This window comes from Nonomuraea sp. KM90 (genome assembly GCF_052246675.1).
Lineage (GTDB): Bacteria > Actinomycetota > Actinomycetes > Streptosporangiales > Streptosporangiaceae > Nonomuraea.
On the sequence record NZ_JBQQCB010000011.1, the window covers coordinates 15551 to 31507 of the forward strand.

At 71.7% G+C, this 15957-nt stretch carries 13 protein-coding genes; 9 read left to right on the top strand and 4 right to left on the bottom strand.

Annotated features, from left to right (window positions below; genetic code table 11):
* Positions 1-10: 10 nt before the first annotated feature.
* On the bottom strand, positions 11-814 hold the full coding sequence (locus tag ACTWPW_RS14870) for a hypothetical protein (protein WP_443169030.1): 804 nt from the start codon (positions 812-814) through the stop codon (positions 11-13).
* A gap of 101 nt (positions 815-915) precedes the next feature.
* On the opposite strand from ACTWPW_RS14870, the gene ACTWPW_RS14875 reads away from it, so the two are divergent.
* The gene (locus tag ACTWPW_RS14875) at positions 916-1881 is read left to right on the top strand and encodes a 4-hydroxy-3-methylbut-2-enyl diphosphate reductase (protein ID WP_364118893.1); all 966 of its coding nucleotides are present in this window, start codon (positions 916-918) and stop codon (positions 1879-1881) included.
* On the opposite strand, the gene ACTWPW_RS14880 is transcribed toward ACTWPW_RS14875, so the two are convergent.
* Positions 1878-2390 (bottom strand): DUF6542 domain-containing protein, encoded by a 513-nt coding sequence (locus ACTWPW_RS14880; protein ID WP_364118890.1) that lies wholly within the window; start codon positions 2388-2390, stop codon positions 1878-1880. The two genes, ACTWPW_RS14875 and ACTWPW_RS14880, sit on opposite strands and share 4 nt — an antisense overlap.
* Before the next feature lie 14 nt (positions 2391-2404).
* Entirely contained in the window at positions 2405-3661 is a 1257-nt protein-coding gene (gene rmuC / locus ACTWPW_RS14885; RefSeq protein ID WP_375113362.1) for a DNA recombination protein RmuC, read from the bottom strand.
* Between the two features lie 96 nt (positions 3662-3757).
* Between rmuC and ACTWPW_RS14890 the strand changes: the two genes are divergently transcribed.
* Together ACTWPW_RS14890 and ychF are read left to right on the top strand one after the other, a co-directional pair.
* Positions 3758-4486, top strand: coding sequence for a hypothetical protein (locus ACTWPW_RS14890; protein ID WP_375113363.1), 729 nt, complete (start codon positions 3758-3760; stop codon positions 4484-4486).
* Positions 4487-4497: 11 nt separating this feature from the next.
* Positions 4498-5574 (top strand): redox-regulated ATPase YchF, encoded by a 1077-nt coding sequence (ychF, locus tag ACTWPW_RS14895; protein ID WP_364118885.1) that lies wholly within the window; start codon positions 4498-4500, stop codon positions 5572-5574.
* A 64-nt stretch (positions 5575-5638) separates the two neighbouring features.
* Here the strand turns inward: ychF and ACTWPW_RS14900 are convergent, their stop codons facing one another.
* Positions 5639-5842 (bottom strand): hypothetical protein, encoded by a 204-nt coding sequence (locus ACTWPW_RS14900; RefSeq protein WP_375113364.1) that lies wholly within the window; start codon positions 5840-5842, stop codon positions 5639-5641.
* A gap of 193 nt (positions 5843-6035) precedes the next feature.
* Here ACTWPW_RS14900 and ACTWPW_RS14905 point away from each other — a divergent pair, with 193 nt between their 5' ends.
* The 6 genes from ACTWPW_RS14905 to ACTWPW_RS14930 all read left to right on the top strand — a co-directional run bounded on the left by ACTWPW_RS14905 (position 6036) and on the right by ACTWPW_RS14930 (position 15954).
* Positions 6036-6335: a hypothetical protein gene (locus ACTWPW_RS14905; RefSeq protein WP_375113365.1), complete on the top strand. Its 300-nt coding sequence runs from the start codon at positions 6036-6038 to the stop codon at positions 6333-6335.
* 576 nt (positions 6336-6911) lie between these two features.
* Positions 6912-7679, top strand: a complete 768-nt coding sequence (locus ACTWPW_RS14910; protein ID WP_375113366.1) for a conjugal transfer protein — start codon at positions 6912-6914, stop codon at positions 7677-7679.
* 81 nt (positions 7680-7760) lie between these two features.
* Complete coding sequence (locus tag ACTWPW_RS14915) at positions 7761-8006, top strand: hypothetical protein (protein ID WP_245642445.1); 246 nt, start codon at positions 7761-7763, stop codon at positions 8004-8006.
* Between the two features lie 54 nt (positions 8007-8060).
* A complete protein-coding gene (locus tag ACTWPW_RS14920; RefSeq protein WP_443169031.1) occupies positions 8061-11099 on the top strand; it encodes a TcpE family conjugal transfer membrane protein in 3039 nt (1012 codons plus the stop codon).
* A 47-nt stretch (positions 11100-11146) separates the two neighbouring features.
* Positions 11147-13624 (top strand): ATP-binding protein, encoded by a 2478-nt coding sequence (locus ACTWPW_RS14925; RefSeq protein ID WP_375113368.1) that lies wholly within the window; start codon positions 11147-11149, stop codon positions 13622-13624.
* Entirely contained in the window at positions 13621-15954 is a 2334-nt protein-coding gene (locus ACTWPW_RS14930; protein ID WP_443169032.1) for a type IV secretion system protein, read from the top strand. The genes ACTWPW_RS14925 and ACTWPW_RS14930 overlap by 4 nt, the downstream gene beginning before the upstream one ends.
* Positions 15955-15957: the final 3 nt, after the last annotated feature.

The window sequence follows — 15957 nt, forward strand, 5'->3', positions numbered from 1 at the left end:
TCGGTGTGACTTATTCCCCGGCCTGGAGCTTGGCGAGGCGGTTCTCGAACATCCGGATGACCTCGGGCCGCGCCGTCGTCGCCCGCTCGTACGCCAGGTAGTCGCCGATCTGCTCGGCGGACTTGCCGCGCATCCTGGCGCGCAGCGAGGCGACGGTGAGCTCGGAGTAGCCGGGCAGCGGCTCGGTCAGATCCACGGCCGCGGGGGCGGCCGGCTCGGGCGCCCGGGTGGGCTCCGCCGTGGCCGCGGCGGGCTCGGGCGCGGGCGCCGGCTCGGGCGCGGCCACCGGCTCCGCGGCCTTGGGGGCGGCCTCGGGAGCGGGGGCGGGCTCGGGGGCCGGTTCGGGGGCGGGCTTGGCTGCGGGCTTGGGGGCGGTCTTGGTGGCGGACTCGGCCTTGGGGGCGGCCTCCGTCTCCGGCTCGGCGACGGTCACCGGCTCGGCCTTGCCCGCCGGCGCGAAGATGACCGGGTCGGGCTTGGTCCTGGCGACGCCGTTGGGCTCGGCGGTGCCGGGCCGCGGCGCGAAGATGACCGGCTCCTTGCGCTCCGGCTTGTCCTCCTCGGCCTCCGCCGGGGCGACGGCCACCTGCTCGGCGGCGGAGGGACGGGAGTCGTGGACCTCCTCGCGCTCCTCCTCCTTGCGGCCGAGGCCCTTGATGGAGTTCTTCATGCGGTCCACGAGCAGCAGCGCCTGGCCCGCGGCGCTGAGCGTGGTCTGGACGACGAGCAGGGGCAGGTCCTTCGCCTTCTCCTTCAGCTCGTCCTTGTTGGTGACGGTTCTTGCGATGTTGCGTATCACGTCGCTAAGGGACATGTACGTCTCCCTGGGAGGTCAGTATTGGACGGCTAGTCTGGCAAACCGCGGGCAACCACGCACGCGCGGGCCAGGAGGCCGCTCCACGTAGCATAGAAAGTATGGAGCCCCAGACCCCCACTTCCCGCCGAGTCCTCGTCGCCAAGCCACGGGGCTACTGTGCCGGAGTCGATCGAGCCGTGGTAGCGGTCGAGAAGGCTCTGGAGCAGTACGGCGCGCCGATCTACGTTCGTAAGCAGATCGTTCACAACACCCACGTCGTCAAGACGCTCGAGGCCAGGGGCGCCATCTTCGTCGAGGAGACCGAGGAGGTGCCGGAGGGGGAGATCGTCGTGTTCTCCGCCCATGGAGTGTCCCCGGCCGTGCACGAGGAGGCCAGGCAGCGTCATCTGCGCACCATCGACGCCACCTGCCCGCTGGTAACAAAGGTGCACAACGAGGCGAAGCGGTTCGCCGCGAAGGACTACGACATCCTGCTGATCGGGCACGAGGGTCACGAGGAGGTCGAGGGCACCTCCGGTGAGGCCCCCGACCACATCCAGCTCGTCGACGGTCTCGACTCGGTCGACAAGGTGCAGGTGAAGGACCCGAGCCGGCTGGTGTGGCTGTCGCAGACCACGCTGTCGGTCGACGAGACCACCGAGACCGTCGCCCGGCTCAAGGAGCGCTTCCCCACGCTGATCGACCCGCCCAGCGACGACATCTGCTACGCCACGCAGAACCGTCAGGTGGCGGTCAAGGAGATCGCCGCCGAGTCGGAGCTCGTGATCGTGGTCGGCTCGGAAAACTCCTCCAACTCCAAGCGGCTGGTCGAGGTGGCCAAGGACTACGGCGCGCAGGCGTCCTACCTGGTCGACAACGCCGAGTTCATCCGCGACGAGTGGCTCGACGGCGTCACCACGGTCGGTGTGACCAGCGGTGCCTCCGTGCCGGAAGAGCTGGTCGACGAGGTGCTGGCGCGGCTGGCCAAGCACGGGTTCGGCGATGTGAGCGAGGTCGAGCCGGTGCAGGAGAGCATGCGCTTCGCCCTGCCCCACGAGCTGCGCAAGGACCTGCGCGTCTCCTAGTCCTCCCCGCGCGGGGTGCCGTAGACCTTGGGCTCGAAATAGCCCTCCGGTTCGGGTACGAACGGCTGGCGCGGGCGCGGCACCTCCGCCGCGCCCGCCTTCAGCTCTTCGCGCAGCTCGCGTACGTTGTCGCGGAGCCCCCGCCGCCACGCCACGCCCAGCACGATCGCCGAGCCCGCGAACAACCACGGCGCGCCCCGCGTCAGTGACGTGTAGAGCCCCAGCGCCAGCGACTGCACGATCGACACCGATCCGAAAGCCCGCCCGAGCTCGACGAACAGCGTGGCGCAGAAGAACACCAGCGGCGGCGTCACCACCAGCGACAGCAGCTCGCGCCGGTTGACCAGCAGGGCGCCGAGCAGGCTCGACAGCACGAACGCCGCGCCCACGACGTGGTCGACGTCGAGCACGGCCGTCAGCACATAGCCCGCCAGGGTGGCCACCAGGGCGAGCGCGATGGCGCCGCGCGCCGTCAACCTGACGGCAGAACGCCTGCCTTTCTCACCCACTCGGCCTCCCCCGTTTACTGTGACCCGTTGGCCAACTTACCGTTCGCGTGGGAAATCAGAGATGAGGTTTCGAGCAGTTCGGGGGAGGCCAGGGGTCTGGGCAGCGCTTCGAGCATCTCGGGGGAGTCGAGATCGCCGTCGACGACGCCCAGATCGTGCAGCTTGCGCGCGGTGACCAGGACGCGGCTTTCGAGCGACCCGACCGACTTGTTGTACGCCTCCACGGCCCGGGTCAGCGCCCTGCCCAGCGAGTCGACGTTGCGGCCCAGGGACGACAGCCGCTCGTACAGCTCCTTGCCCAGCTCGAATACCGCCCGCGCGTTCTCGCTCAGCGCGGCCTGCTGCCAGGCGTAGTGCGCGGTGCGCAGCATCGTGATCAGCGTCGTGGGCGTGGCGATGTGCACGCGCCGCGTCATGGCGTATTCGAGCAGCCCGGGATCGCGTTCGAGGGCCGGCGCCAGGAACGCCTCACCGGGGATGAACAGCACCACGAACTCCGGCGACGGGTTGAACCCCTGCCAGTAGGCCTTGGCCGCCAGCCGGTCGATGTGCTCGCGCACGTGCCGGGCGTGCGCGTCGAGGCGGACGGAGGCCAGCGACTCGTCCGACGCCTCGGCGGCCTCCAGGTAGGCCGCCAGCGAGACCTTGGAGTCGACCACGATGTTCTTGCCCCCGGCCAGCCTGACGACCATGTCGGGCCGCATGGAGCCCTCGGTGACCTGCTCGTCGAAGTCGCAGTGGCGCTGCATGCCGGCGATCTCGGCGACCCTGCGGAGCTGCAGCTCGCCCCACCGGCCGCGCGCCTCGGGCCGCTGCAGGGCCCTGACCAGGGCGGTGGTCTGGGAGCGGAGCTGCTCGTGGCTCTGCCGGACGAACTCCATCTGCTTGACCAGCTCGGCCCGCGCCGCCCGCTGGCCCGACTCGGTGTCGCGAAGCTGCGCCTCGACCCGGGCGAGCGCGTCCTTCAGCGGCTCCACCAGGTGCTCGACGGCCTGCCTGCGCTGCTCCAGGTCGCCGGTGGCCTCGGCGCGGCTGGCCGCCAGCCTGGTCTCGGCCAGCTCCAGGAAACGTACGTTGTTGACGTCGAGCGCGCGCGTGGACAGGGCCTGGAAGCGCTCGGTGAGCTGCTCCTCGACGTAGACCAGCTTCTCGGCGGACGACCTGGCACGCGCGTCGGCCTCCGCCACCCGCACCGCCGCCCGCGTCCTGGCCACGAGGAACCCGATGACCAGCCCGACGGCGAGACCTATGAGAAGCGAGACGACGTCCACTCCATCGATGATTGCAGGACTTCGGGGCGCGGCTCTTCCCGACACGCTTGGGCGTTCCGCTTGTGCGGCATATGCGCTGTCACTCAGAGTACTGGGATGGACACGCTACCGAAGCTGGCCGCCGCCGGCGCCGCCGTGGCGGTCGCCCTGGTCGCGCTGGCCGGCGCCGTCATAGCCGGGTCAGGGGACGGGTCCGGAGCCGGGGCCGGGGTCCGGCCGGTGCTGCGCTGGTCGCCCGGCGCGTGCGTCACGGGCGGCTACGCGCTGATCGAGTGCAACGACGGGGAGTCCGAGGTGGTGGGGCTGGCCCCCGACCCGCCGGGGCCCGGCGACTGCCCGCTGGACACCGACGCCGTCCTGCGGGTCGGCGGGGGCCGTACGGCCTGCGTACGCAACTTCCTGGACCCGCACCCCGGCGCCCCCGGAGGAGGCGGCGGCCTGCTCAGGCCGGGCGACTGCGTCACGCTCGACGGCCGCGAACGGGCCTGCGCCCGGCCCGGCTGGTACGGCAGGGCGGTCGCGATCGTCCCGGCCGCCACCGGATGCCCCGCAGGCACCCTGGACACCCTCGACGGCGACTCCCACGTGATCTGCCTGGGCCGGGGCGGCCAGGTGCTCGACCGGGGCGCGTGCGTCGCCGAGCCCGCCACCGACGTGATCGCCAGGTCCGCCGTCACCAGGGTGCCCTGCGACTCCCCGCACGCCTGGGCCAGGGTGCTGTCGTTCGAGGCCGCGCCCGGGGACTGCCCGCCGAGCTCGCGCCGCTACCTGCGCGCCGACGGTGGCTACCGTCCGGTGACCTGTCTGTACGTGCTCAGCAAGTAAACTCGCTCTCCGTGAGTCTCTCGATTGGCATCGTCGGCCTGCCCAATGTCGGTAAGTCCACGCTCTTCAACGCGCTGACCAAGACCGGCAACGCGCTCGCGGCGAACTACCCGTTCGCCACCATCGAGCCCAACGTGGGCATCGTCGGCGTGCCCGACGACCGGCTCCCCGTGCTGGCCGAGATCTTCGGCTCGGCCCGCATCCTGCCCGCCAAGGTCGAGTTCGTCGACATCGCGGGCCTGGTCAAGGGCGCTTCGGAGGGGCAGGGCAGGGGCAACCAGTTCCTCGCCAACATCCGCGACACCGACGCGATCTGCCAGGTGATCCGGGTCTTCGGCGATCCCGACGTCACCCACGTGGACGGCGAGATCTCCCCCAAGCGCGACATCGAGACCATCAACACCGAGCTGATCATGGCCGACCTGCAGACGGTCGAGAAGGCCATCCCGCGCCTGCAGAAGGAGGCGCGCAACAACAAGGACAAGAAGGCCGCGCTGGAGGCCACAGAGGCCGCGCTGGCCGTCCTGGAGACCGGCAAGACCATCTTCGAGAGCGGCCTCGACCGCGACGAGCTGCGCGAGCTCCACCTGCTGACGGCCAAGCCGTTCCTGTACGTGTTCAACCTCGACGCCGACGAGCTGATCGACTCGGCGCTCAGGGAGCAGCTGTCCACGCTGGTCGCCCCGGCCGAGGCGGTCTTCCTCGACGCCAAGATCGAGTCGGAGCTGGTCGAGCTCGACGAGGACGAGGCGCTGGAGCTGCTGCAGTCGGTCGGGCAGGAGGAGTCGGGCCTGCGCCAGCTCGCCAGGGTCGGCTTCGAGACGCTGGGCCTGCAGACCTACCTGACGGCCGGGCCGAAGGAGACCAGGGCCTGGACGATCCGGAAGGGCGCCACGGCGCCCGAGGCGGCCGGCGTGATCCACACCGACTTCCAGCGCGGCTTCATCAAGGCCGAGGTCGTCTCCTTCGAGGAGCTGGTCGAGGCCGGTTCCATCGCCAACGCCCGCTCGGCCGGCAAGGCCCGCGTCGAGGGCAAGGACTACGTCATGCGCGACGGGGACGTGGTGGAGTTCCGCTTCAACGTCTGAGCAGGCGTTCGCGGCAAGTGGGGCGCGGCCGGAGCTTTTTCGGCCGCGCGCTCCCGTTCCCCTCTCAGCCGGCGTGGACGAGCTGCTGGTCCCACGTGCCGCCGCGGCAGATGGCCATGCCCTCGCCGACCGGCGTGACGGTGCCGCCGTCGTCGGTGCACTCGCCGGCGGTCACCCAGGCGGGCGCGGCGAGGGCGGGAGAGACTGCGGCGAGGGCGTACGCGGTGAGCAGAGCGGCGGGCGCGAGAGCCGCGGCGATTCGTCGCATGTCCTGTGTCCAATCACGTAGAGCGAACCTTCGCTACGGTAGGTTACCGACGGCGACCGGCGGCGAAGCACCCTTAGAGGTCTGATTCCCGGGGACGACTGGACGTTTGTTCCGGGGACAACTGATGCGTCAACCACTTTGGGCCCCCGCGCGTCGAATCGTCACGGCGTTCACGCTGACTCGGGAGGCCCTCATGATCCGTCGCATCATCCGGAAACGACGCCCGGCGCCCACGCTCGCCGGCATCAGCCTCGAGGAGGAGCTCGCCCTCATCAGGGTCGAGCTCATGTACGGCCTGCGCGTCAACCGCGAGGCGTACCTCCGCAGGAAGGTCGACGAGCGGAACGAGATGGCGACGCGGATGCGGGAGCGCGAGCCCGCCGAGATGCTGGCCGATCTGCGCGGCTCGCTGGAGCGGGCGGTCCGGCCCACGGTCGTCGATCTGCACAGCAGGCGCCAGGCGCGCTCCTCCCAGGACCCGGAGCCGGCCTGACCTGGACCCCCTCTGCTCGCGATCCATGCCGAATCCGCAGGTCGCGACAGTCCATGCCTGTTTTGGACAGGAATCCATGGCCGTCCCGCTATGCGATTTTAGGCGTCTGGCCTGGTCAGAAGCCGATTCCACCGGGAATTGACAGGAATCGGCACTGTGGCCTGTCATGCGGGCCCGGTTTGCCGTCAGGACGGTCATGCCGCAGCATGGGCGTGGCTTTCCTGGAACAATGGCGGAGACCGGATAGGGTGACTACTTCACCGCGGATGATGGGGATCGGCAACGGACGACACCGCGCCAGCCGGGGGGATCGGCGCGAGCGGAGGCGTGATGGCTCGTAGGTCTACCGTCCAGCACGATCCTCGGATCGCTGACGGGCCCGGGCTTTCCGCAACCCTGGACACGGCTGACTTCGACGCGCCGCCGCCCCGCCGGCCGCGGCGCGGCGGCTGGTCGGGTGGCGGCGGACGGTGGCTGGTGTGGACCGGCCGCATCATTCTCTGGGCGCTTATTGTGGTTATCGTGGTGAATGGGATTCGTGCCCCATTTGAGCGGTTTACCCAGCAAGAGCCTGCAATGTCCAATGGCGCCGTGCAGGCGGACAAGGGGTTCCCCGCAGACCGCGGCATGGCTTTCGCCGCGCAGTTCGCCGGGGTCTATCTCAATTTCAACCCGGAAGACGCGGCCAGCAGGTCGAACAAACTGGCGGCGTTCCTGGCCGAGGGCATGGATCCGCAGCTGGGCTGGGACGGCTACGGCCAGATGGCGGCCGTCGCGATCCAGCCGTACGACATCGAGCCGACCGACGACCACAACGCCGTGGTGCGCGTGGCGTTCCAGTCGGGTCCGCGCAGGATGATGCTCTCGGTGCCGATCTACTACGCCGGCGACGCCGGCGGGCGCTTCGTCGTGGCGGGCAGCCCGGCGATCCTGCCCGCGCCGCCCCCGGCCGACCTCCCCCAGGTCGCCCGGCCGGAGACGGACGACGCGGCCGCGGCCGAGCTCAAACCACAGCTGGAGGGCTTCTTCAAGGACTACGCGTCCGGCGACGCCGCCGGGCTGCAGCGCTATGTCGCCGCGGGCAAGAGCCTGCCCAGCTTCGGCGGCGCGTTCGCCTTCTCACAGCTCAAGGAAGTCGTGGTGCCTGTGGGGGGTGCCACCCGAGAGATCCAGGCGGTCGTGGTGTGGGCCGTGCGGAACGGCGACGCCGCGCCCACTCCCAGCACCACCGACCCCACGGCGGTCGGCGGCACGCTGGAGCAGGTCTACCGCCTGACCGTCGAAAAGCAGGGCGACAAGTGGTTCGTCGCCGACATCCGCGGCGCCGGCCGGGTCGTTGGATAGAAGCACGGCCGCGCTGCTGATCGGTACCCCCCGGGAGGACGAGAAGTGACCTTGAAGACCATAGTGTTCACCTTGATCGAAATGACGCCGACACCGACGTCGACCGGCATTGACACCGGAGGGCTCGCCGACTTCCTGCGCGCGTTCTTCGCCCCGTTGTTCCTCGTCGTCGTCTCCGTGGTCGCGCTCTTCTTCCTCTTCACCCGCGAGATCACGCGGTTCGTGCAGTTCCTGATCCTGGCCGTGGCCATCGGAGTGATCTTCTACGTTCCCAACATCATCGAGGTGACGGCGAAGGCGATCGCGGGCGCACTGGGCATCAGGTAAGGGTTGAGACCGCTCCGCGGCGGTCATGTACGAGCGGGTGGAGAGGAGGACCGCGTGGACCTGCCCACGTACACGAACATCTGGCGGATAGAGAAGCGGCTCTACAAGCTGTACGACCTACGGCTGCCGATGCCGCTGCCGATCGTCTGGATCGGCGTTTTCGTCGGGGTGTTCGTCCCGTGGTCGCTCCTGCTGGTCCTGGTGGGCGTGCCGGTGGAGATGCCCTGGCACGTGCTGTTCCTGGTGCCGCCGGGCATCGTGACGTGGTTGTCCACCCGTCCCGTCATCGAGGGCAAGCGGCTGACCGAACTGCTGGAATCCCATCTCCGCTACCTGGGCCAGCCGAAGGCGTGGTACCGCCTGGCGCCCACGTCGGAGCCCGAGGCCGTCACGTTCTCCGGCCGCGTCTGGCGCACGACGCCGGCGCGGGCCAAGTCGAAGGCGCCGCGCAAGGCCCGCCGGCAGCAGCGCGGGCGCGAGGGGCAGCGGATCACCGGGCCCCGGCAGGTGCGTCCCGCCGTCGCCGCCGCGGCGGCCGCGGCATCGCAGGCGCCCGTGGCGGAGCCGCCCGCCCGTACGGGCTGGGGCGCCCGGCGCGGCGCAGCGCCCGCTCTCAGAGCCCGGACCCGGCATCAGGCCGCCGGATCCCCGGCGGGGCCGGTACGGCGCGAGGAGGGGCTCTCAGGGGCTCCTGGGCGGCGTCGGGAGCAGCCGGTGGCGCTCCACGACGAGCCGACCGGCACGGTGACTCCGCCGGTGCCGGCATCCGCGTCGGCCCCGGGATCGGCGACGGCCGAACGCGAGCCTGCCGTGCGCGACAGGGAGACCGTGCGGCCGGTCGACGCGGGCCATGAGGCAGTCGTACGGGAGGCGATCGGCGGCCGTGCACTGCCCGCCCGCGATCCGGCCGACCGTTCGGCCGCCGGCCGCGAGGTGGCCGACCGTTCGGAGGCGGATCGCGAGGCGGGCGGTCGGGCGCGCGCGGGCCGGGAGGCCGCTGCCGGGGCGCAGGGCGCGCCGGAGGTCGGGACCGCGCATGGGGAGATGAGCGCCGAGGCTCTGGCCGCGCGTGAGGCGAGCGTGCCGATCAGGACGACCGAGAGCCGCAAGCCCGCCGCGGGCAAGCCCATCGACACCGAGGCGCTGCGGCGGTTGCGGCGGCTCGCGGCGAGTGCCGACGCCCCGGCCGGTACGGCTGGGCGGGCCGAGGGTGGCGTGCGCAGGGAAGGGGAGCGGCCCCAGGACGAGGTCGCCCGGGACCAGCACAGGAAGGGGCAGCCGCCGAGGCTCGCCCCCGGGCTGGTGCTGTCGGGCGCGCAGCGGGTCTGGCCGCCGCTCAACCCGGACGCCAAGCCCCTGCCCCGTCCCGGGACCCGCCGAAACCAGACCCCCGAGGACGTTCCGGGGAACGGGCGCCCACCGGGAGACGCTCAGGCGGGGGCTGCGAGCCGCACGCCGGGCGCCTCGGGTGACGACCCGCAGGACGTCGTGCAGCAGGCGCCCGCTGCGGCGGGGGGTGAGGTGACCGACGCCGCTCTGGGGCCGGAACCGGCGACGAGTGCCGGCTCCGCCCCGACAGTGGGCAGCGGTAGCACCACGACAGCGGGCGATGGCGGTGCTGCGGGCGACGGCAGTGCTGCGGCGGCGGGCGACGGCGGTGCTGCGGGCGCTGGTAGCGCGACGGCGGCGGGAGATCGCGATGCGTCTGCGCATGATCGTGCGGTGCCTGACGAGTCGGCCGATGCGCCGGCTGAGGCGCAGGTGCCTCCGGCCGTGAGCGAGCGGCGAGCGACCCCCGCTGTGCCCGAGCGGGGAGCGTCTCCGACCGGTGACGACCGCGAGGCGCCTGGGCGCGCAGGTGGGCGCGAGGCAACTCCGGCCGTGGAGAAGCGCGAGGCAACTCCAGAAGTGGAGAAGCGCGAGACGACCCCGGCCGTGGGGAAGCGTGGGGCGACCCCGGCTGGGCGGGGGCGCGGGGTGCCGTCGGTGGGGAGCGGGCGGGCGGGTGACCGTGGTGAAGGGCGGGAGGCGCCGAAGCTCGAGGTGGCGGCCGAGGGGGTCGGCCGGCCGCTGAACGAGCCGGATGACCCCGGGGAGATCGTCACGCCGGTTCCGGTCCCCAGGCCCGGGGAAGGGCGGGTGCGGAGGGTCGAGTCCGTCGTCGGGCGGGACTCCGGCGGGTGGCGGCGTATCGCGCAGGTCGTCGTCGGCGGTGGCGGGGTGCGTACCGACGGGTCCGAGATCGACGAGGCCAGGGCCCGGGGCGTGTTCAGCGGCGGTCGCCGGGTCGTCGTGCTGGGGTGCACCGGCGGCGCCGGTCAGAGCACCACGGCGCTCATGCTCGGCCACACCTTCGCCCAATACCGTGACGACAGGGTCGTGGCCGTCGACGCCAACACCGGCGGCGGCACCCTGACCAGCAAGATCCAGCCGGAGACCCCCGAGACCCTGACCTCGTTGCTGTCGGGGCTCGACCGGGTCAGCGGCTATCTCACGATGCGGGGGTACACCACGCGGACCGCCTCGGGGCTCGAGGTGATCAGCGCGGACACCGACGCGGGCGCCGAGCAGCGCCTGGCGGACCGGTCCTTCTTCTCCGACCACCGGCTCGGCGAATCCATGCGCCTGCTCGACCGCCACTACAAGCTGGCCGTCATCGACCCGGCCGCCGCCCTGGCGGCCCGGTTGCTGCCGTACGCGGACCAGCTCGTCCTGGTGGTCCCGGCGAGCGAGGAGGCATCGGAGGCGGTGGCGATGACGTACGAGTGGCTCGACGGGCACGGCTGCGCGGAGCTGCGCAGGCGGGCGGTGATGGTGGTCAACGGCGTCAGCAGGCGCTCCATGACCGACGTCGAGCAGGCGGAGTCGGTGGCCAGAGGCAGGTGCCGGGCCATCGTCAGGGTCCCCTGGGAGGACGACCTGGCGCCCGGCGGCGCGGAGGTCGTCGATCCCGGGCAGTTGCGCGCGGCCGGGCGGCGGGCCTACCTCGCCCTCGCCGGTGTCGTGGTCGCGGGCTTCGCGGCACAGACCGTACGACCGAGCGAAGAGGAGTTGGCGAGTGACCCCCCGGGCACGAGAATCGGTGAGCGATAAGTGAACAAGCGAGCAGGTCTGGCCCGTTCATGCGCCGAGGGGGCGGCATGAGCAGGGCGTCTCGAGCGCGCCAGCGCCTCGCGGTCCGCTACTTCGACGACCGCATCCTGCTCACGGACACCTGCGCATGGGCGTATTTCCGGCTCCCGACGGTCAGCTACGAGTTCGTCACGCCTGAGGAGCGCGAGGCGCTGGCCACCAACATCACGATCGCGCTGGCCGCGATCAGGATGCCCGACGCCGAGGTCCACCTGAGGGTCGCGCACCGCACGTACCCCGCGGCGGAGTGGGCCATGGCGCTGAACGCCACGTCCGACGAGGGGCCTGGCTGGCGCGACTACCTGGAGGAGATGTACCGGCACGTCTGGGCCAAGGACTTCTGGTCCAAGGAGGTCTACCTCGGCGTGCGGCTCGGCCCGCGCGGCAAGCAGCTCGGCAGCGGCGTGCTCTCCCAGCTCTTCGGCTTCTACCAGAAGACGGAGAAGGCGCTGGGGATGGAGGACGACCACGTACCCGACAGCGAGATCGGGCGATGGACCGAGCAGGCGGAACGCCTCGGGCGAGCGCTCGCATCGAGCGCTCTCTACGCCCGTCACGCCACCTCCGTCGAGGTGGCGTGGTTGTTCCAGCACTCGGCCGCGGGCGCGCTCGGCGACCCGCCGAGGTCGGCGAGCCCGAGGCGGCGCTGGGGCAGGGGAGAGATCGAGTCGCTGGTCGAGGGTGAGATCCACAACGGCAGGTCGTTGTTGCGGATCGTGCAGCCGCAGGGCGACTCGTACGTGGCCCACCTGTCGTTCGCGCGCTTCCCCGACCTGATGCCGTTCCCCGACGGCGAGCCGTGGCTGCACTTCGCGGACCAGCTGCCGTTCCCGGTGGAGGTCTCCTCGCGCATGCGGCTGATCCCGCCGGTCAAGGCGTCGAAGGACGTGGCGCGCAAGCTGGCGCACGCCCGCGACATGGATCACCACATCCGCGAGGCCGGGGCGGAGGCGCCGCTGGCGCTGGCCGAGCAGATCGACGCGGCCCGGATGCTGGAGCACGGCATCACGAAGGAGCGGCTGCCCTTCGTGTACGGCTGGCACCGCCTGATCGTGTCGGCCCCGACGGAGGAGATCTGCGTGCAGCGGGTGGAGGCCGTGGTCGAGCACTACCGCGACATGGGCATCGACGTGGTCAACTCGACCGGCGACCAGTTCTCGCTGTTCTGCGAGGCGCTGCCGGGCGAGAAGGTACGCGTCAACGCCTACGCCCAGCGCCAGCCCCTGCGGACGATCGCCGGCGGCATGGCCACGGCCACCGTCGACCTCGGCGACCGGCTGGGCGACGGCAGCGAGGGCTGGCTCGGCCCGTACATCGGTGAGACCGTCGGCAGGGCCCGCAGCATCGTGCACTTCGACCCGCTGGTGGCGGCCACCCGCAACCGGCCGACCGCCATCGCGATCACCGGCGAGCCGGGCGGCGGCAAGACCACGCTCGCGCTGCTGATGATCTACCAGATGGCGCTGCGCGGCGTGACCGTCGCGGTGATCGACCCGAAGGGCGACGCGGAGTCGCTGGTGCAGCTGCTGGAGAAGCGGGGGCGCCGGGCGCGGGTCATCCCGCTCGGCTCGGCCGCTCCCGGGCTGCTGGACCCGTTCTCGTTCGGCGACGACATCGCGGCCAAGAAGACCATGGCCACCGAGACGCTCCGCCTGCTGCTGCCCCGCATGTCGGAGGAGCGCGAGTCGGCGATGATCCAGGCGGTGGCGGCCGTGTCGAACGGCGCGGACCCCTCGCTCGGCAAGGTCGTGGACTTCCTGGAGCAGTCCGAGGACCCCGCGTCGAAGAACCTGGGCGCGGTGCTGCGCTCGATGTCGGAGATGCGCCTGGCCCGGCTCTGCTTCGACCCTTCCGGCGGCGACCAGATCGACAGCGAGGGCTGGACGACGGTGTTCACGCTGGGCGGCCTGACGCTGCCCGACGTGGCCACGACCAGGGAGGACTACTCCTACGAGCAGCGGCTGTCGGTGGCGCTGCTCTACCTGGTGTCCCAGTTCGCGCGCAGGCTGATGAACGGCCTCGACCGGCGCGCCCCCAAGGCGATCTTCCTGGACGAGGCGTGGGCGATCACCTCCACGCCCGAGGGCGCCAAGCTGGTGCCGGAGGTCAGCCGGATGGGCCGCTCCCGCAACACCGCTCTGGTGCTGGTCTCGCAGAACGCGGGCGACCTGCTGAACGAGCAGGTGACCAACTGCCTGTCGTCCGTCTTCGCGTTCAGGTCCACGGAACGGGTGGAAGTGGACCACGTCATGTCCCTGCTCGGGGTGGAGCCGTCGGAAGAGCACAAGGCCGTGCTGCGCTCGCTGGGCAACGGCGAATGCGTATTCCGCGATCTGGATGGCAGGGCGGGCCGGATCGGAGTAGACCTGGTCTCCGAGGAACTTCTCCGCTGGCTCGACACGAACCCGACACACGACAAACCCGACGGCGCCGGGCATGATGATCTTCAAGGGGGCGTGGGCAGAGCGCAGGAGGTACGGTCATGAAGATCCGGCTATCCCGACGACTCGCGCTGGTTCTCGCGCTCGTCACCGGCGTCCTGGTGGTGCCGCTCGTGCTGGGAGCGGTGTCCACGCCGGTCGCCGCGGCCCCCTGTGACCTGTCGGGCCCCCTGTCGCCCGAGATGGTCGGCAGCGGCGTCGACGGCCTCATCCAGGCACCGGCCACGGCGGCCGCCCCGCAGGCCCCGGCCACCAACTACGGCCAGTTCGGCATGAGCGGCCAGTTCTGGCACACGCACGAGCTGACCTGCTCCGACTACGTGGCCGTGCTCGGCAACATGTGGGCCAACGGCATCTTCACCGCGGCCAAGGCGGTCGACCGGCTGACGATCACCACGTACCAGGCGGCGGCGACGGAAGGACCGCTCCAGTCCATCAAGGACGTCGTCGACGACATCATCACGAACCTGTCCAACGCCATGTACTGGCCCTACCTCCGCCCCATCGTCATCCTGGGCGCGATCTGGCTGGCCTGGTACGGGCTGATCCGCAAGCGGGCCACCACGACCGCCGAGGGCGTGATCTGGATGGTCCTGGCGGTCACCGTGGCGGTCTGGTTCTTCAGCCGTCCCGGCGACTTCACCGGCCTGGGCAAGGTCATCACCGACAAGACCGGCGAGGTCGTCAACTCGGCCTTCTCCGGCCTGCCCGGCGCCGGCGGTGCCTCCTGCCTGCCGCCGCCCGGCGAGGCCAACCCGCAGGTCAAGGCGGGCGGCTACGGCCAGACCGGCACGCCGGGGGTCGACCAGAACGCCGACGCCCTGTGGTCCACGCTGGTCTGCAAGCCGTGGCTGGTGGGCCAGTTCGGCACCGCCGACCCCGCGCAGCCCATCGTCCGCGACTGGGGCCGCAAGGTGCTGGAGTGGCAGTCGGTGCCACAGGTCGTGGCCGGGCAGCCGGCTCCCGACGTGGGGGCCCGCCAGTCCGAGTACGCCGCGCTGGCCGACAAGCTCAGGAACGACCCCCGCTACGCCACCTTCTCCGGCAGAGACTGGTCCAACCGGCTCGGCGTGGCCGTCGGCGCGTTCATCGCCGCGCTGGTGGCCGGGACGCTCATCTTCCTGGTGGCGGTGTCGCTGCTGGTGCTGAAGGTGGGCTTCCTGCTGCTGCTCATCCTCGGGCCGATCTTCCTGCTGATCGGCGTGCATCCGGGTAGCGGGCGGATCGTCGCCATGCGCTGGGTGGAGATGCTCATCGGCACGCTGCTGAGACAGGCCGTGCTGACGATCGTGCTGAGCGTCCTGGTGTACGGGTACGCGCTCATCATCTCCACGGCGATGCCATGGGGCATGCAGGTGCTGTTCATGGCCCTGCTGACGATCGCGGTGTTCTTCTACCGGCGCCCGTTCCAGCACCTGTTCGCCTCGATGAGCGGCCACACGGTCGCCACGCGGATGCTCGGCGAGGCCGCGAGTTCGTCGGTGCTGGAGCGGTCGGCGGGCGCGCTGCCGCCGGTCGCCTCGGCCCGGATCGGCCGCTGGGGCCTGCGCAAGGCCGAGCCGCTCATCAGGGCGGCCGGCGCGGCCAACCCGGCGGGAGCGGCGGCCACGGCGGCGGCGAGCGGGCAGGTACGCGTGCGCGGCGAGGAGGGCGAGGGCGCCGCATCCGGTGCCCGGCTCCCGGCCACGGCCGCGCCCCTCGACACCGACCAGCAGGGCGGCAAGGCGGCCGGCCGGGCTCCGCTCGAACCGCGCAGGGGCACCGCGCCCCCGCTCAACCTGGGCGCGCCCACCCGCACCAGGGGTGCCGCGGCGGGAGGCCCCAGGACCGGCGGCTCGGGCGCCGCGGCGGGCGCGGGCGGTTCCGGTGGCTCGGGCGGCGGCTCGGGCGGTGGCTGGTTCGGCGGCGCGTCCGGTGGCGGCTGGGCCCGGCGTGGTGGTTCGGGGGGCGGCTCGGGCGGTGGCTCGCGCACCCCGGCCTCCAACGGTTCGCGCGGCTCGCGCTTCGGCGGCTCGGGCGGCGGCTCTGGTGGCGGCTCGCGTACCGGCGGGACGCGCTCGCGCGGCTCGGGCGGCGGGCTGTTCGGCGGCGGATCGGGCGGATCGGGCGGATCCGGCGGCTCCAGGGGGTCGAACGGCTCGCGTGGCTCCGGCGGCGGCCTGTTCGGCGGCTCGTCCCGCTCGGGCGGCGGCGGGTCCCGGTCCGGCGGCGGCACCTCGTCCGGCCCCCGGATCTTCGGCTCCGACGAGCCGTCCTCCCGCACCTCGGAGGCGCCGCCGCTCTGGCTGCGCAGCAGCGGCAACGGCGGCGGCTCCGGAGGCGACAGCCCTTCGGTGCCCTTCTGGCTCAAGCCGAACAACCCGGACAAGGACTGATAC